The 24,990-nt window shown below is 74.2% G+C and carries 18 protein-coding genes; 12 read left to right on the top strand and 6 right to left on the bottom strand.

The genetic code is table 11. The annotated features are described in order from the left end of the window. Window positions 1-95: 95 nt before the first annotated feature. Window positions 96-2,810: a dynamin family protein gene (locus WME73_RS20605; protein WP_437916832.1), complete on the top strand. Its 2,715-nt coding sequence runs from the start codon at window positions 96-98 to the stop codon at window positions 2,808-2,810. 11 nt (window positions 2,811-2,821) lie between these two features. Here the strand turns inward: WME73_RS20605 and WME73_RS20600 are convergent, their stop codons facing one another. From WME73_RS20600 to WME73_RS20590, 3 genes are all read right to left on the bottom strand, one after another. Next, the gene (locus WME73_RS20600) at window positions 2,822-4,378 is read right to left on the bottom strand and encodes a protein kinase domain-containing protein (protein WP_437916831.1); all 1,557 of its coding nucleotides are present in this window, start codon (window positions 4,376-4,378) and stop codon (window positions 2,822-2,824) included. A gap of 53 nt (window positions 4,379-4,431) precedes the next feature. Beyond that, window positions 4,432-6,021: a 3,4-dehydroadipyl-CoA semialdehyde dehydrogenase gene (locus WME73_RS20595; protein ID WP_437916830.1), complete on the bottom strand. Its 1,590-nt coding sequence runs from the start codon at window positions 6,019-6,021 to the stop codon at window positions 4,432-4,434. A 116-nt stretch (window positions 6,022-6,137) separates the two neighbouring features. Next, window positions 6,138-7,613, bottom strand: a complete 1,476-nt coding sequence (locus WME73_RS20590) for a TolC family protein (RefSeq protein WP_437916829.1) — start codon at window positions 7,611-7,613, stop codon at window positions 6,138-6,140. 162 nt (window positions 7,614-7,775) lie between these two features. Here WME73_RS20590 and WME73_RS20585 point away from each other — a divergent pair, with 162 nt between their 5' ends. Beyond that, a complete protein-coding gene (locus tag WME73_RS20585) occupies window positions 7,776-8,822 on the top strand; it encodes a hypothetical protein (protein WP_437916828.1) in 1,047 nt (348 codons plus the stop codon). A gap of 26 nt (window positions 8,823-8,848) precedes the next feature. On the opposite strand, the gene WME73_RS20580 is transcribed toward WME73_RS20585, so the two are convergent. Further along, entirely contained in the window at window positions 8,849-10,336 is a 1,488-nt protein-coding gene (locus WME73_RS20580) for a hypothetical protein (RefSeq protein WP_437747115.1), read from the bottom strand. A gap of 140 nt (window positions 10,337-10,476) precedes the next feature. Between WME73_RS20580 and WME73_RS20575 the strand changes: the two genes are divergently transcribed. The 8 genes from WME73_RS20575 to WME73_RS20540 all read left to right on the top strand — a co-directional run bounded on the left by WME73_RS20575 (window position 10,477) and on the right by WME73_RS20540 (window position 18,584). Further along, window positions 10,477-11,016, top strand: coding sequence for a hypothetical protein (locus WME73_RS20575; RefSeq protein ID WP_437747114.1), 540 nt, complete (start codon window positions 10,477-10,479; stop codon window positions 11,014-11,016). Window positions 11,017-11,055: 39 nt separating this feature from the next. Continuing rightward, window positions 11,056-13,485 (top strand): DEAD/DEAH box helicase, encoded by a 2,430-nt coding sequence (locus WME73_RS20570; protein ID WP_437747113.1) that lies wholly within the window; start codon window positions 11,056-11,058, stop codon window positions 13,483-13,485. 224 nt (window positions 13,486-13,709) lie between these two features. Further along, window positions 13,710-14,399, top strand: a complete 690-nt coding sequence (locus tag WME73_RS20565; RefSeq protein WP_437747112.1) for a hypothetical protein — start codon at window positions 13,710-13,712, stop codon at window positions 14,397-14,399. A 593-nt stretch (window positions 14,400-14,992) separates the two neighbouring features. Next, complete coding sequence (locus tag WME73_RS20560; protein ID WP_437916827.1) at window positions 14,993-16,342, top strand: STAS domain-containing protein; 1,350 nt, start codon at window positions 14,993-14,995, stop codon at window positions 16,340-16,342. 23 nt (window positions 16,343-16,365) lie between these two features. Further along, complete coding sequence (locus tag WME73_RS20555) at window positions 16,366-16,761, top strand: STAS domain-containing protein (RefSeq protein ID WP_157906757.1); 396 nt, start codon at window positions 16,366-16,368, stop codon at window positions 16,759-16,761. Next, entirely contained in the window at window positions 16,742-17,527 is a 786-nt protein-coding gene (locus WME73_RS20550; RefSeq protein ID WP_437747110.1) for an anti-sigma regulatory factor, read from the top strand. The genes WME73_RS20555 and WME73_RS20550 overlap by 20 nt, the downstream gene beginning before the upstream one ends. Further along, on the top strand, window positions 17,524-18,108 hold the full coding sequence (locus tag WME73_RS20545; RefSeq protein WP_437747109.1) for a SpoIIE family protein phosphatase: 585 nt from the start codon (window positions 17,524-17,526) through the stop codon (window positions 18,106-18,108). The genes WME73_RS20550 and WME73_RS20545 overlap by 4 nt, the downstream gene beginning before the upstream one ends. Next, on the top strand, window positions 18,105-18,584 hold the full coding sequence (locus WME73_RS20540) for an ATP-binding protein (protein ID WP_437916826.1): 480 nt from the start codon (window positions 18,105-18,107) through the stop codon (window positions 18,582-18,584). Before WME73_RS20545 ends, WME73_RS20540 begins: the two co-directional genes overlap by 4 nt. Before the next feature lie 58 nt (window positions 18,585-18,642). On the opposite strand, the gene WME73_RS20535 is transcribed toward WME73_RS20540, so the two are convergent. Both WME73_RS20535 and WME73_RS20530 read right to left on the bottom strand, forming a co-directional pair. After that, the gene (locus WME73_RS20535; protein ID WP_437747107.1) at window positions 18,643-19,668 is read right to left on the bottom strand and encodes a tetratricopeptide repeat protein; all 1,026 of its coding nucleotides are present in this window, start codon (window positions 19,666-19,668) and stop codon (window positions 18,643-18,645) included. Between the two features lie 302 nt (window positions 19,669-19,970). Next, window positions 19,971-21,896: a L,D-transpeptidase gene (locus WME73_RS20530; protein WP_437916825.1), complete on the bottom strand. Its 1,926-nt coding sequence runs from the start codon at window positions 21,894-21,896 to the stop codon at window positions 19,971-19,973. 284 nt (window positions 21,897-22,180) lie between these two features. On the opposite strand from WME73_RS20530, the gene WME73_RS20525 reads away from it, so the two are divergent. Then, on the top strand, window positions 22,181-23,560 hold the full coding sequence (locus tag WME73_RS20525; RefSeq protein WP_437916824.1) for a hypothetical protein: 1,380 nt from the start codon (window positions 22,181-22,183) through the stop codon (window positions 23,558-23,560). A 142-nt stretch (window positions 23,561-23,702) separates the two neighbouring features. Further along, complete coding sequence (locus WME73_RS20520) at window positions 23,703-24,974, top strand: hypothetical protein (protein ID WP_437916823.1); 1,272 nt, start codon at window positions 23,703-23,705, stop codon at window positions 24,972-24,974. Window positions 24,975-24,990: the final 16 nt, after the last annotated feature.

Below are 24,990 nucleotides of genomic sequence, written 5' to 3'. Positions count from 1 at the left end.
GGCCCCCGGCCTGATCCCCCGCCGCGCGACGCCCGCCGCTCCGGCCTTCGCTTCTTCCTGGACGACCGCCCTCCCGGAAGGCTTTCATCCCGCCCATGGCGAGGCTCGTCGAGGCGCTGAACCGGTTCTTCGGGCGGGTCGAGATCCTCGCCCTCGGCCTCGAGAACGAGCGCAGCGCCGCCGAGGCCGCGCTCGCGAAGGGCATGCCCCTCGAGGCCCGCGAGCACGCCCGCACCATCCTCTCCGTGCTGCCCGACTCGGCGGTCGGGCTGGCGCTCTGGGCCGACGCCGCGGAGGACGCGTGGCTCGACCAGGAGGTCGTCGCCTCGCTCACGGATCTCGCGAAGCGCGTCCCGTGGCGCGCCGACGTGTGGCTCCGCCTCGGCCGCGCGGGGCAGCGCATCGGCTGGGACGGCGCGCGCGACGCGCTCGAGCGGGCCACGTCGGCGCCGGAGGAGCGCGACGCGGCGCGCCTCGCGCTGCTCGATCTCTCGGACCTCGACCTCGCCGCGGGCGACCCGGCCCGCGCGCAGCGCTGGCTCGACCGCATCCCGGCGCCGCTCACGACCGTGCCCGACCGCGACGTGGCCCTCCGCCGCGCCGAGTGCGCGCTCGCGTACGGCGATCTCGATGGCGCGCGCGCCGCCGCGGAGATCCTCGGCGAGCCCACCGCGATCGAGGGGCGCGCCGCCCTCGTGCTCGCCCGGCTCGCGCTGGCCGAGGCGAGCGCCGCGGCGGGGTTCCCCGCGGCGGGCTCCTCCGCGGCGGCCCTGCCGCCCGCCGTGGTGGGGCGGGCGCTCGACCTCGGGCTGCGGGCGCTCGTGCTCGACGTCCCCGGCGCGGCCGAGCTCTGCGCCGCCCTGGTCGCCGCCTCCCGCGACGTGCTCGTCGTCGACCGCGTGCGCCGCGTCGTCCGCGCCGCGGGCGCGCTCGACGAGCCGACCTGGGCCGCCGCGTTCGCCTTCGCCGAGGGGCGGCGCGACGACGCGCGGCAGGCGCTCGCGCGCGGGCTCTCCGCGGGCGACCGCGCCGCCGCGGCGGCGCTGCTCCGCATGGCCGTCGAGACCCGCGACCTCGGCGCGCTCGACGCGCTCGCCGCGCTCGCCGCGCGTGGCAACGCCAAGGACGACGACAAGGAGCAGCGCGGCGCGGCCGCGCCCCCGCTCCCCCCCGACCTCGTCCGGCTGCGCGACGCCGCGGCGATGGCGTCCGCGGGGCAGGGGAGCGGCGCGCTCGACGCGCTCGACGCGGTGACCGGCGAGGGCGCCGCGTGGGCCGACGACATGCGCCGCGCGATCGCGCTGGCGTGGGTGCCCCCTGCGGGCGGCCCCGCCGGGGCCCGCGCCGCCGCCGCGTGGGGCGACGTGCTGCGCGAGCTCGCGCGCACGGCCAAGCTCCTCGACCGGCTCGACCTGCTCGCGGCGATCGAGGCCCTCGCGGTGGAGCGGGAGCGGCCGCTCCGCGCGGCCGTGGTGGGCGAGTTCAACGCGGGCAAGAGCACCTTCCTGAACGCGCTGCTCGGCGAGGACGTGGCGCCGACCGGCGTCCTGCCCACGACCGCGACGCTCCACTGGGTCGCCTGGGCGCCCGATCCGTTCGCGCGCATCGTCGTGCGCGGCGGCCAGGACCGCGTCGTGCCGCACGCGGCGCTGAAGGACACGCTGCGCGCGCTCGCGGCGGCCGGGGACAAGGTCGCGCGGGTGTTCATCTACGCGCCCATCGAGCGGCTCAAGCGCGTCGAGATCCTCGACACGCCCGGCTTCAACGCGCCCGACCCCGATCACATCGCCGAGGCGCGGAGGGCGTTCGACGAGGCCCACGTCGCCATCTGGCTGCTCGACGCGCCCCAGGCGATGAAGGAGTCGGAGCGGCGGGTGCTCTCCGAGATCAGCGCGCTCGGCGTGCCCGTGCAGATCCTCGCGAACAAGGCCGATCGGCTCAAGCCCGACGCCCTGGAGACGGTGCTCGCGCACGTGCGCGACAGCCTCGCGGCGAGCTCCATCGCCTCGCTCACGCCGCCGATCGCGTTCTCGGCGCGGCTCTCGCTGAAGGGGCGCCTCGGCGACGAGGCGGCGCTCGCGGCGTCGGGGTGGGCCGAGGTCGAGGCGCTCTTCGCCGAGCAGATCGTCGATGCGAGCGACGCGCTCCGCGAGCGCGCGCTCCGCCGCAAGGCGGGCCGCATCGCGGCCGAGCTGGCCCATGCGGCGTCGGCGCGCGCGGCCGAGGACCGCGAGGCCGGGCGGAGGGCGCGCGCCGAGGCGGATCGGCTCCGCGCGAGCGCGGCGTACCTGCGCCGCGACCGGCGCGCGCTCGCCGCGGCGATCGACAAGGCGCTCGAGCCGGCGCGCCGGGAGCTCGCGTCCGACCTGCGCCCGATCGCGGCGCTGCCCGAGGAGCGCAAGCGCACCGACGCGAGCGTCCGCGCCTACGTGCAGGAGCGGCTCGTGGCGCGGCTGAGCTGGCCGCTCTCCGCCGAGATCGCGAGGGCGGCGCGGGCCGGCGCGGAGCCGGGGGCGCGCGGCGCGCGCGGCGCGAGCGGCGCCGAAGAAGGGGGCGCCGCGCCGTCGCCGCGGGCGGCGGCCCACGTGCGCGCCGTCCTGATGGGCATGGTGGCGGTCCACGACGCCCCCGACGAGCTCGCGGCGCGCCCGATCGAGGGCGTCGTCGAGGCCGCGATCGACGCGTTCGCGATGGCGCTGTCGGCCGAGGCGGAGGCGCCGGTCCCGCCGCCCGCGTCGGCGGCGGTCGAGCTGCGCGCGCAGGCGCTCCGGGCCGCCTTCGAGGCGCCCGTCACGCCGGCCAGCGCCTGAGGCGCGAGGCGTCAGCGGCTCAGGAAGAAGGCGAGCACCCCGAGCGCCAGCCCGATCACCAGCGCCAGCGGCACCACGAGCTTGACCATCCACAGGTCCGTCGGGCGCGCGGGCGGGCGGCGGTCGCGCCGGACCGGCGCAGGCGCGATCTCGATGACGTTCTCGGCCGAGGACCGCGAGGGCGGCCGCGGCGGCGCGGCGGCGGCGGTCGCGCCGGCGCCTCGCCGCGCCTCCGGCCTCGGGGACGGCGCGCGGGCGCCCGCGGCGGGGAGGAGCGGCCCGAAGTCCTTGCGATCGTGGATCACGACGTCGCTCGCCGGCGGATCGCTCGTCGGCGCGACGAGCCGCCGCACCGCCGGGAGCGTGCGCGAGAGGTCGTCCGACGTCGGTCCGGCCGGCGCCTCGCGCGGGAGGGCGATGCCGGGGAGCGTCGCGGCGAGCGACAGGATCGCGCTCGACGGCGGCCCGTCCGTCAGCGACGCCTCGCGGAACACGGACTTCGCCAGCACCTCGCCCCGCTGCGCCGGCGGCGGCAGATCGCCCTCGCGCAGCGGCGGCGCGGCCGACATGGAGCTCCGGAGCGACGGCGGCATCGCCACTTCGAGGGTCGGCGCGTCCTCGGGCGCGCTCGTCCGGGCGGCAGGGAGCAGCGCGTCCGACAGGTGGGGGAGGAGCCGCTCGAGCTCGTCGCGCAGCTCGGCCGCGCTCTGCTGGCGCTGGTTCGGCCATTTCGCGAGCGCGGTGAGGATGATCGCCTCGAGGGCAGGGTGGATCTGCGGCAGGAACTGGCTCGGCGCGGGCGGCGGCTTCCGGAGGTGATCCATCGCCACCTCCCACGCGACGGCCGTGGGCGGGAAGGGGAGCCGGCCCGTGACGAGCAGGAACAGGAGCACCCCGCACGCGTACACGTCGCTGCGCCCGTCGATGACGTCGCCGCGGCACTGCTCCGGGGACATGTACGCGGGCGTGCCGACGACCACGCCGACCGTGGTGACCGAGCCCCAGACGCTGATGGGCGCGCTGTTCGGCCCGTCGTCGTCGCCGCGGGTGTTCCTCTCGACCATCTTCGCGATCCCGAAATCGAGCACCTTCACGCGCTCGACCGCCGGATCCGCCGGATCCCGCATGACCATCACGTTCTCGGGCTTGAGATCGCGGTGCACGATGCCCCGCGCGTGGGCGGCGGCGAGGGCGTCGGTGATGCCGATCAGGAACCGCGCGGCGCGGGCCTCGGAGAAGCGGCGCTCGGCGAGCAGGACCTCGAACAGGTCCTGCCCGGCGACGAGCTCCATCACGATGTACGGCAGGTGCCCTTCCACGCCGGAGTCGAGGATCTGCACCGTGTTCGGGTGGTGGAGGCGCGACGCCGCCTTCGCCTCCCGGTAGAAGCGGGTGACGAACGTGTCGTCGCCGAGCAGCTGCGGGTGCATGATCTTGATGGCGACGTCGCGCGGCTCCGCGTCCTGCTCGCCGCGGTAGACCGCCGCCATCGCGCCTTCGCCGATGAACCCGGTGACGCGGAAGCGCCCTGCGATCGTCTTGCCGATGAGTTGCGGGCCCGCGCTCATGAGCGAGACTTCACCATAAAGTCCACGGAAAGAGCTACCCCGGCCTTCGCGATCTACGGCTTCGCCGGCGCGGGGCGGGGCTCGCCCTTCGCCCCGAGGATCGCCTCCAGGATCGGCCGCGACCCCTGCACGGCGGTGCGCTGCGAGTAGAAATGGAGCCCGCGCAGGCCGCCGAGCTCCTCGCCGCCGCCGGCGCGGCCCGGGCCGCCGTGGATCGTCTGAGGGAGGACGGTGCCCGGGCCGGGCGCCTGATCGGCGATCTTCTCGCTGCCGAGCAGGACGCGGCCGTGGTACGGCGCGACGCCGATCAGCACCTCCGCCGCGAAGGCGCGGTCGTCGCTGTAGACGGAGCAAACGAGGCTCCCGCGGCCCCGTCGCAGCAGCGCCACGGCGTGCGCCGCGCCGCCGTCGTATGGGAAGAGCGTGGCGACGGGGCCGAAGACCTCGTGCTCGTGCGCGGCGGGCGCGCCGTCGGGGCCGCTCGCGACGAGCAGCGTCGGCGGCACGAAGTACCCCTTGCCCGGGGGCACCCCGATCGCCTCGAAGGGCCCGGCGCCGCCGAGCGCCACCGCAGCACCCGCCGCGAGGCGCTCGATGCCCGCGCGCACGCCGCGGAGCTGATCGGACGTGGTCAGCGGACCCACCGTGACGCCGTCCTGCGCGGGATCGCCGACGCGCGCGTCGCGGAGGCGGTCGACGAGATCGTCGCGCACGGCGTCGACGACGGCCGCGGGCGCGAAGACGCGGCGGATCGCCGTGCACTTCTGGCCGGCCTTCTGGGTGATGTCGCGCACGACGTCGCGCAGGAACATCGCGTACGTCTCGGAGCCGGGGACGGCGTCGGGGCCGAGGACGGCGCCGTTCAGGCTGTCGGCCTCGACGTTCACGCGGACGCCGTCGCGCACGAGGCCGGGCGAGAGCCGGAGCGCGGCGCCGGTGGCGCTCGATCCGGTGAAGGCGAGGACGTCCTCGCCGCCGAGGTGCGCGAGGAGATCGCCCGGCGGGCCGGCGACGAAGGAGAGCGCGCCGCGCGGCAGCGGGGCGCGCTCGGTGAAGATCTTCATCAGCCGGAGCGCGACGAGCGCGGTGCTGGTCGCGGGCTTCGTGATGACGGGCATGCCCGCGAGGAGCGCGCAGGCGGCCTTCTCCGCGAGCCCCCACGCGGGGAAGTTGAAGGCGTTGATGTGTACCGCGACGCCGGGGCGCGGGACGAGGATGTGCTGGCCGAAGAAGCGCGGCGAGCGCCCGAGCTGCACGCCGTCGCCGTCCGTGAGCAGCCGCGCGTCGCCGAGCTGGGCGCCGAGGTCGGCGTAGTAGGCGAGCGTGCCGATCGCGCCGTCGATGTCGAACTTGGCGTCGCCGCGGGTGTTGCCGCCATTCCGGATGGCGACGTCGATGAGCGCGTCGCGCTCGGCGTGCGCGGCGCGCGACATGGCGCGGAGCAGCTCGCCGCGCTCGGCGAACGTGAGCGCGCGCAGCGCGGGCCCGCCCTCGGCGCGCGCGAACGCCACCGCGGCCGCGAGGTCGAGGCCGTCCGTGCTCGTCTCGGCGAGCGGCTCCTCGGTCGCGGGGTTGACGAGCACGTGCGGCGCGCCCTGGCCGGCGCGCCACTGCCCTTCGACATAGCTCTCGAGCCGCTCCATCGGGCGCGTAGCCTACTCGCGCGGTCGCTCGGCACAACCCCCGCGCGAGGTCGTGGCCGCGCTCGGCGCGCGCCGGGCCGCGGCCGCGCTCGGCGGGCGCACGTCCTGCGCGCACCTCATTTGCACGAGGCGGACGCGAGCAGCGCGGTGATCTTCGCCTTCACCACCTCGAACTCCCGCACCGCGAGATCGAGCTCGGCCTCGCGCTGCCTGCGGCCGGACTCGACAAGATCGAAGCTCGTCGTGGTGCCGGCCTCGAACGCGACCTGCGTGAGGCGCGCGGTCTCGCGCGCGAGGTCGCGCGACTGCTCGGCGACCGCGCGCGACTGCTCGGCGACGGCGACGCCCCGGACCGCCTGCGTCGTCTCGAGCCCGGCGGTGCGCTCCACCGCCCCGAGGCGCGCGCGCTGCTGCTCGACCGCGGCCCTGCTGATCTGGAGATCGCCGTAGCGCGCCCCGCCGTCCCAGATGGGGACGGTGAGCACGGCGCTGATGGACCACCCCCAGGACCGCGCCCTTCGGGTGGACTCGTCCCCGATCGAGGTGCGGGCGCTCAGCGTGCTCGACAAATCGACGTACGGGGCGAACGCGAGCTTCGCGTCGGTGAGGTTGCGCTCCGCGATCTCGAGCTCGGCCCGGGCGGCGCGGACGTCCGCGCGCTGATCCGAGCGCGCCTCGGCGCACTCCGACTGCACCTCCGCCGCGATCGCGTTCAGCGAGAAGCCCTGCGGGACGCCGACCTCGCCGCGCTCGCCCAGCACGGCCCCGAGCGTCTCCCGCGCCTTGCGCAGCGCCTCGTCGCCGGACACGAGCGTCGCGCGGGCGAGGGCGACGTCCTGCTCCGCGCGGACGACATCGAGCTTCGTGCCGGTGCCGAGGCGCTCGCGCCGCCGGGTCAGCTCGAGCCGCTCGAGCGCGCTGCGCAGCCCGACCCGGTTGATCTCGCTGACCCGCTCGGCCGTGACGATCGAGACGACGGCGTCCGCCACCGCGCCGACGGTGACGCGGCGGCGATCCTCGAGGCTCAGCTTGGCGACGTCCACCGAGCGCCTCGCGGTGCCGATGCCGTACCAGGCGCGCGGGGCGAGGATGGGCTGGCGGAGCGTGAGCGACGCCGACGCGGTCGTCGGCGCATCCTCGATCGCCCCCGCGCCCGGCTCCCCTGGCGCGGGGAGCGAGGGGCTCACGCTGCTGCCGCCCGCCAGCTCGTGCGTCAGGTCGCCGCGCGCGTCGAGGCTCGGGAGCGCCGCGGCGAGCGCCCGCCGCGCGACCCCCTCGGCGCGGGCGACCTCCTGCACGGCGATGGCGAAGTCCACCGACCGCTGTTCGATCATCACGCGCGCGTCGTTCCAGCTCGCCAGCGTGCGCGCCGGCGGGGGGACCGGCGCGAGCGCCGGGTCGTTCACCTCGATGCGCTGCGGCATCGCCGCCGGCGCGGCGGCCGCCGCGGGCGCCTGCTGGCCCGGCCGCGGCTGAGCCTGCTGGCCCGGTCGACCCTGGGGAGGCGCCGGCTGCGCGAGGGCGACGCCTTGGCACAGGGCGAGGACGGCGAGGTGGCTGACAGCGACCATGCGGAGCCGGCGATGGGGCATGCGCGACTCGATGCGCCGGACAGGGCGCGACGACAAGCCCGAAGCGGGCAGGGGCGCGCTCCCGCCCTGTGCGCGTGTGCGAAACCGTGCGCGCGGCGAGCCCGCGCCGTGGGTCACGGTCGTGGCGACGAACCGAGGATGCGCCACTATTCTGGACCACCGATGCCAAGCCGGTTGCCCCCGATCGACATCTGCCTCGGCTGCGGGACGCGGCGGCGATGTGGCCCCGCGGACCCCTGTGCTCGCTGCGGCGAGCCGCCCCACCGCGCCGTGTGGCGGCGGTCCGAGCCGCGCGGCGCGTCGCCGAAGATCGAGCTGTTCCTGAGCGCGATCACGAGCGGGTTGCTGCTCGCGTACACGGCGCTCTACGGGCTGCTCCTCTCGGGCCTGGCCGGGGCCGCGGACGACTCCCTCGCGGCCGCCGCGCTGTTCGCGGCGAGCGTTCTGCTCGGCGCGAGGCTCGCGCGGTGGATCGTGCGGTCGCTGTTCGATCTCTGGGGCACGACGTGGGCTTACTGCTCGGCCGACGGCGCCCGCCGGGGGACCGTGCGCACGCTCCTCGGGTGGTACGGCGCCGGCGAGGGCGTGAGCCTGACGGGGTTCCACCCGACGAGCCCGGGCTCGACGCTCTTCTGCTCCTCGGACGCGATCGAGGCGGGGCTCCCCGTCGTCGCCGCGAACCTCTCGCGCATCGCGGGGGCGAAGGGCGGCGACGCGTTCTCGCCGTTCGAGGTGCTGATGCTCAGCGCCTTCACGGGCCTCGTCGCGCGCGGCGAGGCGACCATCAGCAGGGCCACGGCGGTGCGCTGGCGGAAGGGCTGGCTCGGCGCCGCGCGGCGCGGCGCGCCGAAGCCGATCTTCACGATCGAGCGCTCCGGCGATCGCGAGGAGGGCAGCGCGATCGAGCGCGAGATCCTCTCGGCGCTGCAGGCCAAGGCGGACGGCCTCGCGCTCCTCGCGGAGCCCTCGCCGCCGGGGGGCTACCGCGACGCCGCGTGGCGGCCGCCGCCCGCGCGGCTCTGCATCGAGGAGGTGCTGTGCCCCCGCGCGCTCGCGCTGGCGGCGAGGGCGCTCCGGAAGGAGCCCCGCGGCGGCGCGCCGGTCGCGGTCGCCGCGGCGCTCGACGAGTTCGGCAAGCGCGACCCCGCCCGGATGAACCACCTCCGCGTGCTGCTCGCGGAGCAACTCCGCCGCGCGTCGTCGGCGTGAGCGGCGCGTGAGCGGCGCCGCAGCGCTCAGTGCCAGACGCCGATGCCGGCGCTCACGCTGTCATAGCGAGGCGCGAAATCCATCGACGCCTGCAGCGTCAAGGCGGTGTCTGGGATCAGGCCCCAGAAGGTCGTCGAGAGCACGCGGACGTCCGCGCCGAACGTGAAGTGCTGCCGGCCGACACGCCCGCTCCCCAGGCGGCTGAAGCGGTTCGGCTCGTAGTAGCTGCCGAACCGCGTGTGCACGCGGCCCGGGATCGGCTCCGTCTCGATCCCGAACCGCGGCGAGAAGCTCACGTGCGCGCCCGAGGTGCCCACCGCCGACGGGCCGTGCTCGCTCCCGGGCTGCTTCTGCGCCAGGAAGCGCTCCAGGCTCACCCCGTTCGACACCGGGCCCGTGACGAGGAGCTCCGCCGTGATGAGCAGGTGCTCGCGCGGCCAGTTCCAGTAGCGCGCGCGCCGCTCCGCCTCGAGGATGGCCGGCCCCGCGGCGAGCTCGCGCTCGTCGGCGGCGCGCTCGCGCGCCCTCTCTGTCGCGAAGACGCGCTCGCGCCGCGCGCGCTCCTCCGGGTCGTCGATGGCGCCGAGCTCGCGCTCCCTCCGCTCTTCCCGCGCGGCCTGCCTGCGCGCGACCGCCTCGCGGAGCTCCCGCTCCTGGACGTGCGGGTCGATCCACGCCGGGTTGAGCGGGCGCGGTCCGACCTGCACGGCGAGGCCGACCTCGAGCTCCCAGGGGAGGACGACCTCGTTCGGCAGGATCAGCCCGCCGGCGCGGCGGACCTGCCCGTCCATCACCACGCCCTCGCCGAGCAAGCCGCCGCCGTTCACCGGGAAGCGGAACGTCGCGCCGAGCCTGTAGGACGCCCAGTCGGGGCGCACGAGCACCCCGAGCTCCGGAGAGATGCCCGCGATGGTCAGGTCGGTCTGCTCGGCGCCGAGGTTGAGCGTCACCGCGCGCGCGCCGGCGCCCAGCACGAGCGCGTCGCCGAGCAGGCGGACGCCGCCGAGGAAATGGTACTTGCCGATCACGACCGTGGTCTCGGCGCCGGCCTCGTCCGTCAGGGAGTACCGTTGCAGCTCGGCGTTGACCCCGACGCCGAAGTCGCCCGCCTGGAGCTGGCCGCCGAGGGTCAGGTACACGAAATTCGAGTAATCGAGATCGATGTCGCCGCTGTTGTCGAAGTCGTTGTTCTCGAAGAGCTCGATGGGCAGCGAGATCGACGCGGCCACGTCCCACTCGAGCCAGCGCATGCTGAACGGCTCGCGGAGCGCGGGCGCCGCGGCGTTGGCGACCATGCCGGCGATCCCCTCGGCGTAGCCGGCGTAGGCGCCAGCGATCCCGGTCACGCGCAGCGGCGCCAGGATGGGCCCCTGGAAGAGGTCGATGGTGTAGGCGTTGTCCTGGAGCGGCTGAGCCAGCGCGGCCCCGGGCGGGCCCAGGACGAGGGCCAGCGCGGAGAGCGCCGCAGCGGATCGGCGGGCGATGATGCGGAGCGCCGCGGTCCTGTCGGTCACCTCGCGCTGCTCCCGTCCAACAGCATCTCGTCGCGCCCGCGGCGAGGTGATAGCACTGGCCCGCACGGAAGGGACCGTGGAAGCGGAGCCCGACCGTCGGCGGCCGCGCACCCCTGCCCGCCCTAGGAATCGCAGCTCCCATGCCCGCTCAAGCTCCCGCGCCCATCGCTCCCGCCCCGGCCGTGCCGGGGACCGAGGCGCGAGCGCGCCCTCTTGGAGCGCGGCGCCGCCCTGGCGGGCCTCGCGCCCGTGGCCGGCGCATCGCCCTGGTCGCGTACTACAGCTTCGCCGCGCTCATCATCGCCTCGTGCACCCTCCAGCTGATCCGGCAGGTCTTCTTTCTGCCGGCCGCGCCGTCGCCCTACGCGAGCTGCGAGGAGGGCCTCCTGGCGCTCGTCCGGGCCGTCGAGCACGCCAGGGAGGCCGCCCCCGGGACCGACGGGGAGGACGCCGCCCTCGCCCGCTTCAGGAGCACGCTCGCTCCGGCGTGGACCTACCGGGACGGAGTGGCCGCCTCGTGCCGGGGCTCGGAGGACAACGAGCGCGCTCTCGACGCCATCGAGCGGCTCCGCTATGCGGAGGAGCACGCAGCGCGGCGCGAGGCAGGCGATCTGGCTCCGCTGCGGCGGCGGGTCCGGGCGATCGTCGATGGCCAGCTTGGGCCCGCGTCCCCGAGATAATACCCCGACGCGGCGATCACGCAGGACGATATGACCGACATGACCGTTCCTTCTCCCCCTGCCGCAGTGGCGGGTGAAGCGCAGACCGGCGACAAGCCCCAGCCGCCGCCTACCTTCGATGTGCTCCCTCTGTCGTCCGAGCTGCGCGAGACCCTCGCGGAGATTGGCTACGTCCACCCGACGCCGGTGCAGCTCGCCGTCTGGGAGCCGGTGACGCGCGGGCGCGACGCGGTCGTGCAGGCGCGCACCGGCACCGGCAAGACGGCGGCCTTCGGGCTCCCGATCGTCGATCATGCCGTGAAGCGCTCGCTCGCGCAGGCGCAGGTGCTCGCGCTGTGCCCGACGCGGGAGCTCGCGCTCCAGGTCTCGGCGGAGGTCGAGCGCCTCGGCAAGCGCAAGGGCATCAAGGTGGTCGCCGTGTACGGCGGCGCGCCGATGCAGCGGCAGATCGACGCGCTCGCCGCGGGCGCGCAGGTCATCGTCGGCACGCCGGGCCGCGTGCTCGACCACCTGCGCCGCGGGACCATCGTCGCCAAGCACATCCGGCTGCTCGTGCTCGACGAGTGCGACGAGATGCTCTCGATGGGCTTCGAGCGCGAGCTCACCGCGATCCTCGCCGAGCTGCCGCCGGAGCGGCAGACGCTGCTGTTCTCGGCGACGCTCCCGCCCGACATCGAGCGCATCGCGCGCAGCAAGCTGCGCTCGCCCGAGTTCATCACCCTCTCGGGCGACGCCGTCGGCGCGCTCCAGATCCAGCACTACGTCTACCTGATCACGGGCGACAAGCTGACCTCCCTCGTCCGCATCATCGAGGTCGAGAACCCCGAGAACGCGGTCGTCTTCTGCAATACGAAGGACGAGACCGAGGCGGTCGCCGGGGCGCTGAAGCGCCAGGGCTACGACGCCGACTGGCTGAACGGCGATCTGCCGCAGTCCGATCGTGAGAAGGTGATGAGCGCGACGCGCGAGGGGCGCCTGCGCTTCCTCGTCGCCACCGACGTGGCCGCGCGCGGCATCGACATCTCGCACCTCACGCACGTCATCAACTACGATTTCCCGCAGGACGCCGAGGCGTACGTGCACCGCACCGGCCGCACCGGCCGCGCGGGCCGCACCGGCACGGCGATCGCGCTGATCACGCCGCAGGACGTCGGGCCGCTCTACATCCTCCGGCTGACGTACAAGATCCGCCCGCTCGAGAAGCAGCTCCCCACGGAGGGGGAGCTCAAGACGCGCGCCGAGGCCGATCTCGTCGCGATGCTCGCCGAGGCGTTCCTGTCGAAGGGCACGCACCGCGACGATCTCTCGCTCGCGCGCCGGCTGCTCACGCACGACCAGGCCGAGGCGATCGTGGCGGGCCTCCTGCGCGATCACCTCGGCGCGCGGCCGACGGCGCAGGAGGAGGCGAGCGCCGCGCGGCGCGCCCAGCAGCCGCAGCGCGCGGCGGCGCGCGAGAGCGAGGGGCGCGGCACGGATCCGTCGACGAAGCCCGAGCCCGCGGCGCGCGGGCGGGCGGCGCGGGAGGCGATCCCCCGCGCGGCCGACTCGGCCGAGCCGCGCTCGCCCGAGACGGAGCGCAGCGAGCGCGAGCGCGAGCTGGCGCGTGAGGGCGATCGGGATCGCGGGCGAGAGCGCGATCGGCGATCGCTGCGCCTCCGCCGGGACGAGGGGCGGCGAGGCCCTCGCGGCGCGGACGCGCCCGGGGGGGAAGAGCCGCGCCGGCCCGAGGGGGCGCGGGCGCGCGACGACGGCCCCGTCTCGGTCGAGCCGCTCACGCGGCCGGAGCCGCTGATGCGGATCGAGCCGCCGCGAGCCGAGGGCGGGTCGGGCCGCGGCCCGGCGGAGCGCCTGCGCGATCGACCCGCTGCGACGCTGCTATCGGCGCGCCGCGGCGCTGGCGCCGCTGGCGCCGCCGGCGCCGCGCCGGGCAGGCCTCAGGGCGGCGCGTCGGGACAGCCGTTCTCGCGCCACGCCGACTTCACCATGTGGCAGCCGCCCGAGGAGGAGGGCGACGACGAGCCGATCCTCGGCGAGCCTCCGTCTCCGGCGCCCGGCTCGCCGGTGTCGCGTGGCGGCGAGCGCGAGCGCACGAGCGGCGCCCTGCCGTCGGCCACCGGCGAGGCCGCGGTCGAGATCGAGAGCGGCGAGGCCGGCGAAGCGCCGCGCGCCGAGCCCTCGCGCGACGAGGCGGACGGAGAGTTCGTCGAGGTCTTCATCAACCTCGGCCGCCGCGACGGCGCGCGCGCGGCGGATTTCCAGCGCGCGCTCATCGAGCGGGGCGGGATGGCCAAGGGGGACATCCGGCGCATCCGGGTGCGCGAGCGCAACGCGTTCGTCAGCGTCCCGAAGGCCGAGCTCGCGCGGGTCGTGGCGACGCTGAACGGCGCGACGATCGCGGGCAAGGAGGCGCGCGCGGAGCAGGCTCGGGAGCGCACGTCAAGCGCCGAAGAGGTGGCGGAGGACGCCTGAGCGCGGGTCGCGCGGATCGACGCAAGAGCGTCTGTCCGCTGCCACATGGCGGCGGAGCGGGCTCCACGCGGGCGTTTCAAGCGGTTCCGCGCGGCGCACGACACCGCCTGGCGGCGCAGGTCGATGGTACGTCGGTGGGGGCTTGCGTGCGACGTCGTCCAGGCGTCGCCGCTCGGCGCGCAACGCGCTAGCCAAGCTCGCCCACTGGTCGTATCACGGAAGGGATGGGGCGCAGTGGAGCGGAGGACATCGACCGGCTTCGACGGGACATCGATCGAGCGCTTGCTGACAAGCTCGATGCGGACAGGGTGCTCCCGCTGCTCGCGCGCCTGGCCCGCGCGACGGCGCCCGGGAGCGAGCCGTGGCTCTACGCGCACCGCCACCTCGCGGAGATGGGTGTGGAGCACGATCCGTGGCGCGCCGCGCTCTTCGCGCGCCGCGTGCTGCAGTTCCACGAGGAGGACGACGGCGCCTGGGCGGTGCTGGGCCTGGCGCAGTCGCTGCTCGGCAACTACCGCTACGCCGCGCGCGCCTACGAGCGCGCGCTGGCCATCGCGCCCGAGAATCCGTGGTACGCGCACAACCTGGGGCACCTCTACGACGTCGCGCTGAACCGCCCGCACGACGCCTTGCCGCTCCTGGCGCAGGCCACCGAGGCGCAGACAGGCGAGGCCGACATCGCCGCGAGTTACGCGCACGCGCTCGCCCGATGCGGCAAGCTGGTGCTCGCCAAGAAGATCTTGAAGCGCGCCATCCGTCACGGGGCGACCGCGGACCAGATGGCGCTGTGGCGCTGGCTCGACGCGGGTGCCCCGACCACGGGCGAGAGCGGCCCAGACCCTCGGCGCCCGGCCGACTCGAAGCGCAAGGCCAAGCGACGGCGCGCTCGCGAGCGTCAGAGCCTCGGCGATTGAGGTTGAGCGACCCGCGCGCGGCTGTGATCACGCAATCCGCGCTGGTGACCGGCGCGCGTCGCATGGGGGGAATCTCACGTGAGCTCCGGCCCTCTCCATCCGCACATCCGAGGAGCGGAAGCAGGAGGTGCGCGCCAACCGAGCTCGGCTGCGCTGCGGCGCGGCATAAGCTGCTGCTGGCGTGCTCGATCGTGACGCGGGGCACGGGAGCGGTTGTGCGGGCACGGGCTACCTCGGCTGGGCGACGGTGGATGCCGTCGCCACAAGCGACACGCATGGCTGACGCGAAGCTTGACGGTGGGTTGCCCGGTTGGCGATAAGCTGTGTTTCTCGACTGGTGCTGGACACGGTCCCCGCTTGGGACAGGGCACCCTGCGAGGAGAAGAAATGAGCGTCACGAGCGTGCAAAGGACGGACAGGACGGCGAAGAGCCACGCGCTCTCCGCGGCCGTCTCGTTTCGCCCGCGCGGCTCATCCTCCCGGCGCGCGCATCTGGAGCAATCCTGCAAGGGGATGCTCCGCGCCGCGCACCGGAGGGACGCGCTGCCTGGCGCCACGCACGGCGCGCGCGGGCTTACGACGGGGAGTTCGCGATGAGCGAAGAAGCTCTGCGGCAAGAGATTGCGAGGCTCACGGAGCGCGTCGCGACGCTCGAGCAGCAGATCGAGGGGCACGAGCGCGCGGCGAAGGAGCAGGCCGCGCAGCTCGACCGGGCGGCGCACGAGGCGCGCGAGCGCGGCGAGCAGCTGGCCCGAGCGGACGAGGAGCTGCGGCGACAGGCTGGCATCTTCAAGCTCGTGCTCGACAGCATGGCGGACGGCGTCGCCGTCGTTGACGACAGGGGCGAGCTCCTGATGCGCAACCCGGCCGCGGAGCACATGCTCGGCCGCGCGCCGCTCGACCTCACCTCGGGGGACGACGCGGGGCCCGGCGACGCCACGCTGTTCTTCCCCGATCGCGCGACCCCCTGGCCGATGTCCGAGCACCCGCTGTCGCGCGCGCTGCGCGGCGAGACGGTCGATCAGATCGAGCTCTTCGCGAGGAAGTCCGCCGACCAGGACGTGCGGGTCGCCCGCCGATCCAACGGCATGGCGGGCGGCGCGATGCCGACGCTCGCGCCCACCGCGGGGCCGCAGGGGGACGACGTCGAGCCGCGGTCGGTCCGCGTGCCGTCGGTGTTCTCCGAGCCGCGCATCGAGACCGGCCCGGTGTCCGGCCTGTTCCTGACGGTCAGCGCCAGCCCGATGCGGGGCAAGGACGGGGCGATCTCCGGCGCCGTCGCCGTGTTCCGCGACGCGACCGAGAAGAAGCGCCTCATCGAGGATCTCGAGGCGAAGAACCGCGACCTCGTGGAGAGCGAGAGCGCCAAGAGCGAGCTCGTCGAGCGGCTCCGTTACGCGATCGACGAGATCTCGACGCCCATCCTCGAGCTGTGGGACGACGTCCTCGCGCTGCCGATCATCGGCGTCGTCGACTCGCGCAGGAGCGCCCAGATCATGGAGCGGCTGCTCGACGAGATCGTTCGCCGCCAGTCGCGCTACGTCATCATCGATGTGACGGGCGTCGAGGTGATCGACACGCGGACGGCCGACCATTTCATGAAGCTGATGAAGGCGGTCGAGCTGCTCGGCGCGCGGTGTCGGATCACCGGGGTCAGGCCCGCCGTCGCGCAGACGATGGTGGAGCTCGGCATCAACCTCGGCACCGTGCGCGCCGCGCGCAACCTCAAGCATGCGCTGCGCGAGAGCATGGCGCTCGCCGGCCAGAAGCCGACGCCCGCGTCCCTCATGGGGACCCGCCGCGGCGCGGCCAAAGATAACGAGAAGCAGACAGGACAACCGTTCACACCTGGCGGCCCGCGGGCCGCCTTCGATCCGTCGGGCAGCGGTGCAATGACCACGACACAGCTGCAGCTCAGCGCGAGGAAGGAGACGTCCACTTGATGCAAGCGGGTAGGGTCCCCATCGTGGGCCTCTTCGGGAACTTAATCGTCTCGGTGCAGGGCGGGCTCACTGACGGCCAAGTGGAGCAGCTGCGCGACGACGTGACCGGGTCGATCGAAGCGCGATCGCCCCGCGGCCTCATCGTCGACCTCTCCGGTGTCGAGATTCTCGATAGCTATCTCACCCGCGCCATCCGTGACATCGCGCTCACGGCCCGGCTGATGGGCGTCCGGACGGCGGTGTGCGGCTTGCGCCCCGCGGTCGCGATCGCGCTCGTGGAGATGGATCTCGAGATCCCTGGCGTGGTGACGGCGCTCAACCTGGAGCGCGCCGTCGAGATGCTCGCGCCGTCCGCGGAGGACGACATGATGCCGCCGGAGCTCACGAACGAGGTGTCGCATGAAGATCCCTCCTCGTGACGGACCGCCCTCCAGCGGCGGCGCCACGGGGCCGCCGTCGAGCCGGTCCAGCGGACCGGTGTCGACGCGCTTGCCGGGTACGCCGCAGTCGGCGCGCGGCCCCGTGCCGTCGTCTCCGCAGATCGTCGGCCGCTCGATCACCGATCAGATCGAGACGGTGCTGGCGCAGTTCCTCTCGCCTGCGGTGAGGAAGAGCGTCATCGACTGCGGGATCCGGCAGGCGAAGGTCGATCCGCTGGTCGCGCGCGAGGGTGATCTCCGGCGCCTCCTCGTCGAGGTCAAGCGCGGGGTGAAGCTGTTCGTCCGCGACCAGGCGCAGCTCGATCGGTGCATCTCCGAGCTCGGTGAGCTCGACCACGCTGCCCCTGCGCCGCGCGAGATCACCATCGATGTGCGCAACGAGGAGGACGTGCTGCGCGCGCGGTCAGCCGGCCGCGAGCTCTGCATCGAGCACCTCGTCAGCGACGTCCTGCAGACGAAGATCGTCACGGCGATCTCCGAGCTCGGGCGCAACATCGTCAGGTACGCGGGCAGCGGACAGGTCGTCGTCCGCTCGCTCACCTCGCCGATGCGCGCGATCGAGATCGTCGCGCAGGACAACGGGCCTGGGATCACGAACCTGCCGGAGATCCTGAGCGGCAAGTACCGCTCGCGTCACGGTATGGGCGCGGGCCTCCGCGGCACGAAGGCGCTCATGGATGCGTTCGACGTCAAGACGGCGCCAGGCGCTGGGACGACCGTGACGGTCAGGAAGTACCTCGGATGACGGTCGCCATCGGGACCGCGTGCTGCGTCGCCGCCGGCGAGGAGATCGCCGGCGACGAGGTGGTGGTGGTCCGACATTCCCCGTGGGTGCTGATCGGCCTCGCCGACGGGCTCGGTCACGGTCCCCACGCCGCGCAAGCGGCTTCCGCGTTCTGCCGCTACGTGGAGGACCACGCGTCGATGCCGATCGAGGATCTCTTGACCGGGGCAGGGGAGCAGCTCGCGTCGACGCGCGGGGCCGCGGCTGCGCTCCTGCGCATCGACGAGAGCGTGGGCGAGCTCGAGTTCTCGGGCGTCGGCAACATCGCGATGAAGGCGATCACGCGGACGGCCATGCCCAGCTTCTGCTCGGCGGGGATCCTCGGGCGGCGCGTGCGGCGGCTCCGCAGCTTTCGCTTCCCCATATCGCCTGGCGATGTCGTCCTGCTCCACTCCGACGGGATCTCCAGCGGCTTCGATCTCGGCGCGTTCCGCGACTTCGATCCCGAGGAGATGGCGCGCCGGATCGTCGACGCCCACAAGAAGTCGTTCGATGACGCCACGTGCGTCGTCGCCGTGGTCCGCGACAGGGGCGCGGCGTGACGCAGCGGTTCCCGCCCGCGTTCAGCATCCCCGTCACGCGCGAGGAGGATCGCTTCGCCTGCGCGGCCGAGGGCGCGCACATCGCGCGCTGGGCAGGGCTCTCGGAGCGCGCCCAGCACGAGCTCGCGATCGCGATCGCCGAGCTCGTGTCGAACGCGGTGCGCCACGGCGGCGGCGGGAGCATCAGCATCCGCGCGATCCGCGACGACACGCAGGCGGGCGGCGGTCGGTGGGGTGTCGAGGTGATCGTGCGCGACTCCGGCCCAGGCCTGGACCCGAAGCTGGCGCTGCTCGAGGACGTCGGGCCGAAGAGCGATCGCGGCCCGTCCTCGTCGAGCTCTGCGCGGCTGACGCCGAGGATGCCCGGTCAGGGGCTCGGCGTCGGGCTCGGCGCCGTGCATCGGCTGATGAGCTCCGTCATCATCCGTTCGTCACCCGGCATCAGCACAGAGATCATCGCCGTCAAGTGGAAGTAAGCGGCGCCCCGCGCGCGCACGCGGCGCGGCGGTCGTGGCGAGGAGCGCCCTCGCTCGATCAGTTGAGCTCTTTCTCGGTCCGCTCGTTCTGCTCGGCTTCGAGGAACGTCGCGGTGATCTCGCGCTCGAGCGCCAGGTTGATCTCGCGCTCCAGCGCCTCGATGCTGCCCGCGAGGCGGGCGACGTTGAGGGCGTAGACGAAGACCCGCGCGCACGGGTGGACCTCGGCGCTGCCGCGGAGGCCCCGCTCGCGCTCGTCGGCGTTGAGGCCGTCCAGGAGGACCAGCGCGCGGGGATCGACGCCTTCGGCCACGAGCTCCATCCCGGGAACGTCGGAGATGTAGAGCTCCGCGCCCTCGACGTAGCGCCGGAGCACGGGGTTGAGCGCGGCGACCGTCTTCTGGGCCAGCGTCACGAAGCCGTCGCGGCTCGGCGCCCAGGGGGGCATGCCGAGTTCGACGTCGAGCTCACGGGAGCGCAGGAAGGCCTGCGTCGCCCCGCGGACATCGCCCCGCTCGTCGCGGATGAGGCCGAGGTAGTAGTGGGCCTCGGCGTGCCGCGGGTCCTTGAGCGCTGCCTCCTCGATGAGGGCGGCGGCCTTGTCGGCCTGGCCGATCTCGTAGAACGCGCGGCCCACGAGGAAGGTGTGGTTCGGGTTGTCGTAGGGGCCCTCGGGGATCCTCGCCGCGACCTGGGCCGCCTCGTCGAGATCTCCCTTGCCGAGGAGCGCGTCGAACTTCAGGAGGAGCGCGTCGATGATCTCCTCGTCGACCTCGGCCAGATCGAGCGCCTGGTCGCACATCTCGATCGCCTGGTCGAAATCGCCGAGCGGGTGGATGTAGACCTCGGCGGCGTTGAGCATCGCCTCCAGGTAGGTGTCATCGAGGGCGATCGCCTGGCGGTACGCCTCGATGGCCTCCTCGCCCTCGCCCTCGAGGGCCGCGACGAAGCCGAGCAGGTTGTGAGCCTCCGGCGAGTTCGGATCTAGCTCGAGCGCCCGCCGGGCCGACGCCTCTGCTCCGCGCGTGTCCCCGCGCTGGACGAGATCCCACCCGCGGTCGAGGTGCGCCGAGAACTGGTCCATGGCGGCTCCACAAGTGTGCGAAGGGGAGCCCCGAGTCAAGAGGGAGCCCTGTCAAAGCGACCGTTCAAGCTGTTCCGAGCACGGCCCGCCCGGATTTCCAGCAACCGGCGGAGGCAGGGTGGCAGGGGGCAGGCCCGCTGGCGAGTCCAGGCGAGGCGAGGCGCGGCTCCGGCGCGCTCTCGTACCACGCGTCGCGGCGAGCCCGGTCCGGCCGCTCCCGGGCGGCCCGCTCGATGGGGAGCGCACGGTGTTGCTGCGTCCTCGTCGCGCGGCCGCGCGCGCCGAGCGGCCGCGCGGCCCGCTCACTCGTGGATGGACACGAGCGTGCCGCGGTTCTCCGGCGTGGCCCAGACCCCGTGCCAGCCGCGCGGGAGCCTGGGCTCGCTCCAGAAGAAGACCTTCTTCGCGTCGAGCGGCGAGAGGTTCACGCAGCCGTGGCTCATCTCCCGGCCGAAGTTTCCGTGCCAGAAGGCGCCGTGGAGGGCGTACGAGCCGTCGTAATACGCGACGAACGGCACGTCTTCGATGCTGTACGGCAGATCGCCCGCGACCGTGCCGTCGCCGTCCATCGTGGTCGCGACGTGCTTCTCGCGGATGCGGAACACCCCCGTGTGCGTGGGGTGGTCCTTCTTCTTGTCCTTCGAGCGCCTCCCCGGCGAGATGAGCGCCGCGAAGACGGGCTTGTCGCCCTCGATCGCGACCAGCGTCTTGCGCGACAGGTTCACGTCAATCCACTTCTCGCCCGGCGCGAGATCCGGCGGCGGGGCGCCGAGATCGGTGTACGTCCCGTCGGCGCCCTTCATCCACCAGCCCTCGGTGGTCTTCCGGTACACCGTCGACTTGTGGGTGTGGCTCTCGCCCGTGAGGCCGAACGCCGCGAAGCGATCGAGCGAGCCGGCCACGGAGACGGACTTCTTCTCGGCGTCGAACTGGTACTTGCTCGCCGACTTCGCGAGGATGAAGCCGACCGACTTCGCGCCCTCGGGGAAGTCGATGCCCTGCGAGGCCGGCGGCTTGATGATGTACATGCGGTCGCTCGGCGCGACGAGGCCCGCGGTCGTCTTGTACCAGCTGCGGCCGTTCCAGCCGAAGGTCTTGTCGACCGCGACGAAGAAGCCCTTGACCATCCGCTTCGCGACCGTCGAGTCGGCGTCCTTGTCGAGATCGGCGAGCGTGACGTTGAGCGGCCTGCCCTTCTCGTCGACGTTCTCCCACCAGGGCTTCTCGGGCTCCTCCTCGACAGGCGCCGGCGCGATGCCGAGCGACGCGGCCGCGGCGACGGCCGCCGCCTTGTCCTCGACTGCAGCCGGATCCGCGGCGACGGCGGCCACCGGCGCGGGGCTCGCGGCGGCCTCGGCGCTCGCCGCGGCGCGAGCGGCGGCCGCCGCGGCGACCTCCTTCTCGGTCTCCTCGTACAGCGCCTCGGCGCGCTGCTTCTCCTCTTCCTTCCGCTTGCGCTTCGATGACTCGAGGTACGGCTCGTAGCGCGTCATCTCGTCCTTCGAGGGGACGGAGCGGTAGAGCGGCGTGCCGTGGGTCGTGTTGAAGGCGTACTTGTACGGGAGGACGTCGTCGAGGTTCGGCGGCGTGATGCCGAGGCGGACCTGCGGGTTCGAGAGGTCCGTCGTGGCCGACCTCCCGCAGACGTAGCCGCCGTCGAGGAGGCGGTACCAGCCCTTGGCGCAGCTCCCGCCCTTGATCGGCTTCGGATCGACCGGCACCTTGCCGCCGAGCCGGATGTAGCCGAGCCGCTGCTTGGAGAACTCCATCGTCGGATAGACCGCCGCCTGCGGCACGATCGAGCCGAGCAGCGGCCCCGTGTACGGCTTGTCGGGCGCGGGCGGCTCCGGGGCCTCCGAGGGCGCGGCGGTCGGGGCCTCCTTGGGCGCCTCGGCGGACGCGGCGGCGCGCGCCGAGGGCGCGGGGCGGGGGAGGGACGACGTCCGCTCGGGCGGGGAGGCGCCTTCGGTGGAGGGGCCGGGAGGGGCCTCGCCCTGGCAGCCGCTCGCCCACGCCGCGGTGCCGGCGAAGGCCGCCGCGGCGATGAACCCGAGCGCGCTGGACACGAGCGAGGTGCGCGCGACGCCGCCTCCGCCGGCGCGTTCGGCGCGTCCGGTGTCCGGCGCCGGTTGCGGGTTCCGCAGATCGTCGGTGCGGACGTTGCCGCTGCCGTGCGATCGTGCGGGGTCCTTCTGCCCGCGAGGGCGGGGCGCCTGAGAGCGGTTCATCGCATCCACAGCGTTGGGCGAGGACCGGCCTTCCCGATCCTCGCGGTCTGATGATCGACCCGTAGGGTCGGGTCGGCTCGGCGGTCTTAGTACCTGGTCACTCACGTGTCGATCCACTTCTCTGCGGAGCGCGCGCCCCTCGAGCTGACGACGGCGGACGCCGGGGCAGGCGGCATCGCATGACCATCGCTTGAGCGAACGACGTGCCACGAAGCCGCGACGCGCGGCGCGGGCGCGCTCCGGGGCATGGATGCCGTTCGGACGGCTGCTGCTAGGGTACCGCCGTGGCGGAACGGACCCCGGGGCGTGGCTTGAACAACACGACGGAGGTCCAGCGCGTGGGCCGTGGCACCGCGGTCGTCCCGCTCGTTCGCGCCGCATCCAGGCGGGCGCTCGTCACCGCGGCCGTCGTCGCGGCGCTCCTGCACCTGCCCCTGCTCCCGACCCCGCTGTTCGCGTGGCTCGACGCGATGTTCGCGCTCCGGGGCGAGCTGGCCGACTACGACGTCGGCGAGACGATCGTGCCGATCGATCTCGATCTCCTCGCGGACGACCCCAGCGCGGTCGCGGCGGCGCCCTCCGCGAGCGGCGGCGAGGGGGCGCCTTCCGGGGCGGGCGCCGCAGCGCCGGCGACGCCGTCGCCCGCGACGCCGTCGCCCGCGACGCCGCCCGCCGCGTCGGCGAGCGCCTCGCCGGAGGCGCCGGACGCGGGCGCGCCCGAACGGCCGCGCCGGAAGCCGCCGGGCGACGCAGGCCCGGACGCGTCTGGCGATGGGGGCACGGAGAACGACGGCGACCACCCGAACCTGCGGACCCCGCTGAGCGCGGCGGGCGCGCCGGGCAAGCTCGCGTCGAAGGACCCGAACGTCCAGGTGCTCATCGCCGGCGACCGGCTCCGCAACCACGAGCTCGGCGCGTGGTTCGGCCGGATCCTGACGACCATCCCCCAGTGGCAGTCCTTCTTCAGCGACACCGCCGTCGACCCGATCCGGGACATCGACCACCTCCTCATCGCCGGGCCGCAACTCCGCGACTCCAGCAAGGTCGTCGCCGTCATGGACTACCGGGCGCCCGAGGAGACCATGCGCGCGGCCGTCGATGTCATCGTGCAGCGGTCGAACGGCTCGTGGATCGAAGACGCCCCCGTCCCCGCCGCCCGGGCCACCGCCGACCGCAGCAAGCGCATCTTCGCGATGGTCCCGGACCGGCGGCTGCTCGTGGTCCTTCCCGCTGCTGAAGAAGATCAGCTGTCCAAGTTGAAGTCCATGAAAGGATTCAACAAATCTTCAGCAGCAGGCATCGTCATCTCGATGCTCACGCCCGCGAACGCGTTCCGCGGGGTCCAGGCGGTCCCGCGCAGCCTCGCCTGGATGCGCCTCACCGTCACGCCGACCAAGGACGGGGGCGCGGACCTCGCCCTCACGGCGGGCGATGAATCCGCTGAAGATGCGCTGGTTCACGCGCAGGAGCTCACGAAGACCTTGAACGCGATCCGGACCATCGACCTGGGGATCACGAGGATCGATGTGGTGGATGAGATCGCCTTCAACACCGACGGGAAGGTCATCTGGTCGAAGCTCCACGTCACGAACCGGCAGCTCAAGCTGATCATGGGCTTCGTGGAGAAGGCGCTCCTGGAGCAGGGCGGCGCGCGGAAGCCGTAGCGCGCGGGGCGAGAGCGGCCGCGCCGGGGCGAAGGCGGCCGCGCCGGGGTCAGGGGGGCCGTGCCGGGGCGGAGCGCGGCCCGGGCCGCGCGGAACACTAGCCAAAGCGGCGGCGTTCAGTTAATCCGACCAGCCCGCGCCGATGACGCCCGAACACTCTCCGTACGCCGTGCTCGATGAGCTTGCCGGACACCCCCGCGGCGACGACCTCGCGCGGGTCGTCCACACCGCGGCCTTTGCCGCCGCGGACGAGCGGCGGACGACCCTGGAGGGCGGCCTCGCGGAGCTCGTCGACCGGGCGGGCCTGTCGGTCGCCGACGCGGAGACCCGGTTCGGCAACGTGGTCCGGGCGCTCGAGCGCGGCACGAGCGAGGGCGCGGGGAGCGCGACCCGTGTGCTCCTGGCCACGCTGCTCGCGCGCGGGGTCGCGCTCTCGCCGCCCGACGGGCCGGAGGCGGAGGGCCGCGTCGCCGAGGCGCTCGTCTGGCTGGCGACGTACACCTCCGTCGACGCGCTGACCGCGCTGGACGCCGCGCTGGGCGACCGCGCTGCGGGCCTCTGGCGGTCGATCGCCGCGCTGGTCCGGCGCGCTGACCAGGGCGCGCTGCCGCAGCTCGGCCGGGCGGGCGCGATCATCGCCGCGGCGGCGCTGCGGGGGAGCGCCTCGCCCGACGCGCGCGCCGAGGCCGCGGCGCTGGTGGACGACGTGCGCGATCCGATCGTGCGCTCGCTGCTGCGCGACGCGCTGTCGCCCGGCAGGCGGCCGAGCCGCGCGCCGAGCGCCAGCGGGGCCGCGCAGGAGGGCGCCGGGGCGACCGGGGACGAGAGATGGGCGCCGGAGCGCGACGGCGGGGTGACGGCGCGGCTCGCGGGCGAGCTGTCACCGCCGCCGCGCGGGCCGGTGGCGCTCGTGCTGCTGGCGGCGACGGGGATCCTGCTCGTGATGCACGTCCTCCGGCTCGCCGGGCGGTTCCTTCTGCGGTACCGCCGGCCCGCCGCGCTGGAGGTCGGCCCGAAGGGCGTGACCGTCCGGAGCCGGACCGAGCTGTTCGGCCGGACGCTGAAGGAGCGGGAGACGTACATCCCGGTCGAGGCGCTCCTCCGGGCGACGCGCGAGGTGCGCTACCCGCGGCTCGCCCTCTACGCGGGGCTCGTCGCACTGGGGCTGGGGACGTACCTGGGCGTGTCGCTGCTCGTCGACGGCGCGCGCGCGGGCTCCCCGGAGCTGCTCGGCATGGGCGCGCTCGTCTTCGCCTTCGGCGCGGCGCTCGACTTCGGGCTGTCGCACCTGGAGACGGCGACGCGCGGCCGCTGCCGCGTGGTGCTCGTCCCACGGAAGGGCCCTGGGGTCGCGCTCGCGGGGATCGAGCGCGACGCTGCGGACCTCGCGCTGGGCAAGCTGCCGCGCGTCTGAAACTTGGCCGGGTCGC

This window comes from Sorangium sp. So ce302 (assembly GCF_051530145.1).
GTDB lineage: Bacteria > Myxococcota_A > Polyangia > Polyangiales > Polyangiaceae > Sorangium > Sorangium cellulosum_B.
The sequence above is the reverse complement of the archived record's forward strand: the minus strand, read 5'-3'. Positions and strand labels throughout refer to the sequence as shown.

Coding starts and splice junctions, on each gene's coding strand:
- WME73_RS20605 (WP_437916832.1), top strand. CDS start 96: ATGGCGAGGCTCGTCGAGGCGCTGAACCGGTTCTTCGGGCGGGTCGAG.
- WME73_RS20600 (WP_437916831.1), bottom strand. CDS start 4,378: ATGAGCGCGGGCCCGCAACTCATCGGCAAGACGATCGCAGGGCGCTTC.
- WME73_RS20595 (WP_437916830.1), bottom strand. CDS start 6,021: ATGGAGCGGCTCGAGAGCTATGTCGAAGGGCAGTGGCGCGCCGGCCAG.
- WME73_RS20590 (WP_437916829.1), bottom strand. CDS start 7,613: ATGCCCCATCGCCGGCTCCGCATGGTCGCTGTCAGCCACCTCGCCGTC.
- WME73_RS20585 (WP_437916828.1), top strand. CDS start 7,776: ATGCCAAGCCGGTTGCCCCCGATCGACATCTGCCTCGGCTGCGGGACG.
- WME73_RS20575 (WP_437747114.1), top strand. CDS start 10,477: ATGCCCGCTCAAGCTCCCGCGCCCATCGCTCCCGCCCCGGCCGTGCCG.
- WME73_RS20570 (WP_437747113.1), top strand. CDS start 11,056: ATGACCGTTCCTTCTCCCCCTGCCGCAGTGGCGGGTGAAGCGCAGACC.
- WME73_RS20565 (WP_437747112.1), top strand. CDS start 13,710: ATGGGGCGCAGTGGAGCGGAGGACATCGACCGGCTTCGACGGGACATC.
- WME73_RS20560 (WP_437916827.1), top strand. CDS start 14,993: ATGAGCGAAGAAGCTCTGCGGCAAGAGATTGCGAGGCTCACGGAGCGC.
- WME73_RS20550 (WP_437747110.1), top strand. CDS start 16,742: ATGAAGATCCCTCCTCGTGACGGACCGCCCTCCAGCGGCGGCGCCACG.
- WME73_RS20545 (WP_437747109.1), top strand. CDS start 17,524: ATGACGGTCGCCATCGGGACCGCGTGCTGCGTCGCCGCCGGCGAGGAG.
- WME73_RS20535 (WP_437747107.1), bottom strand. CDS start 19,668: ATGGACCAGTTCTCGGCGCACCTCGACCGCGGGTGGGATCTCGTCCAG.
- WME73_RS20530 (WP_437916825.1), bottom strand. CDS start 21,896: ATGAACCGCTCTCAGGCGCCCCGCCCTCGCGGGCAGAAGGACCCCGCA.
- WME73_RS20520 (WP_437916823.1), top strand. CDS start 23,703: ATGACGCCCGAACACTCTCCGTACGCCGTGCTCGATGAGCTTGCCGGA.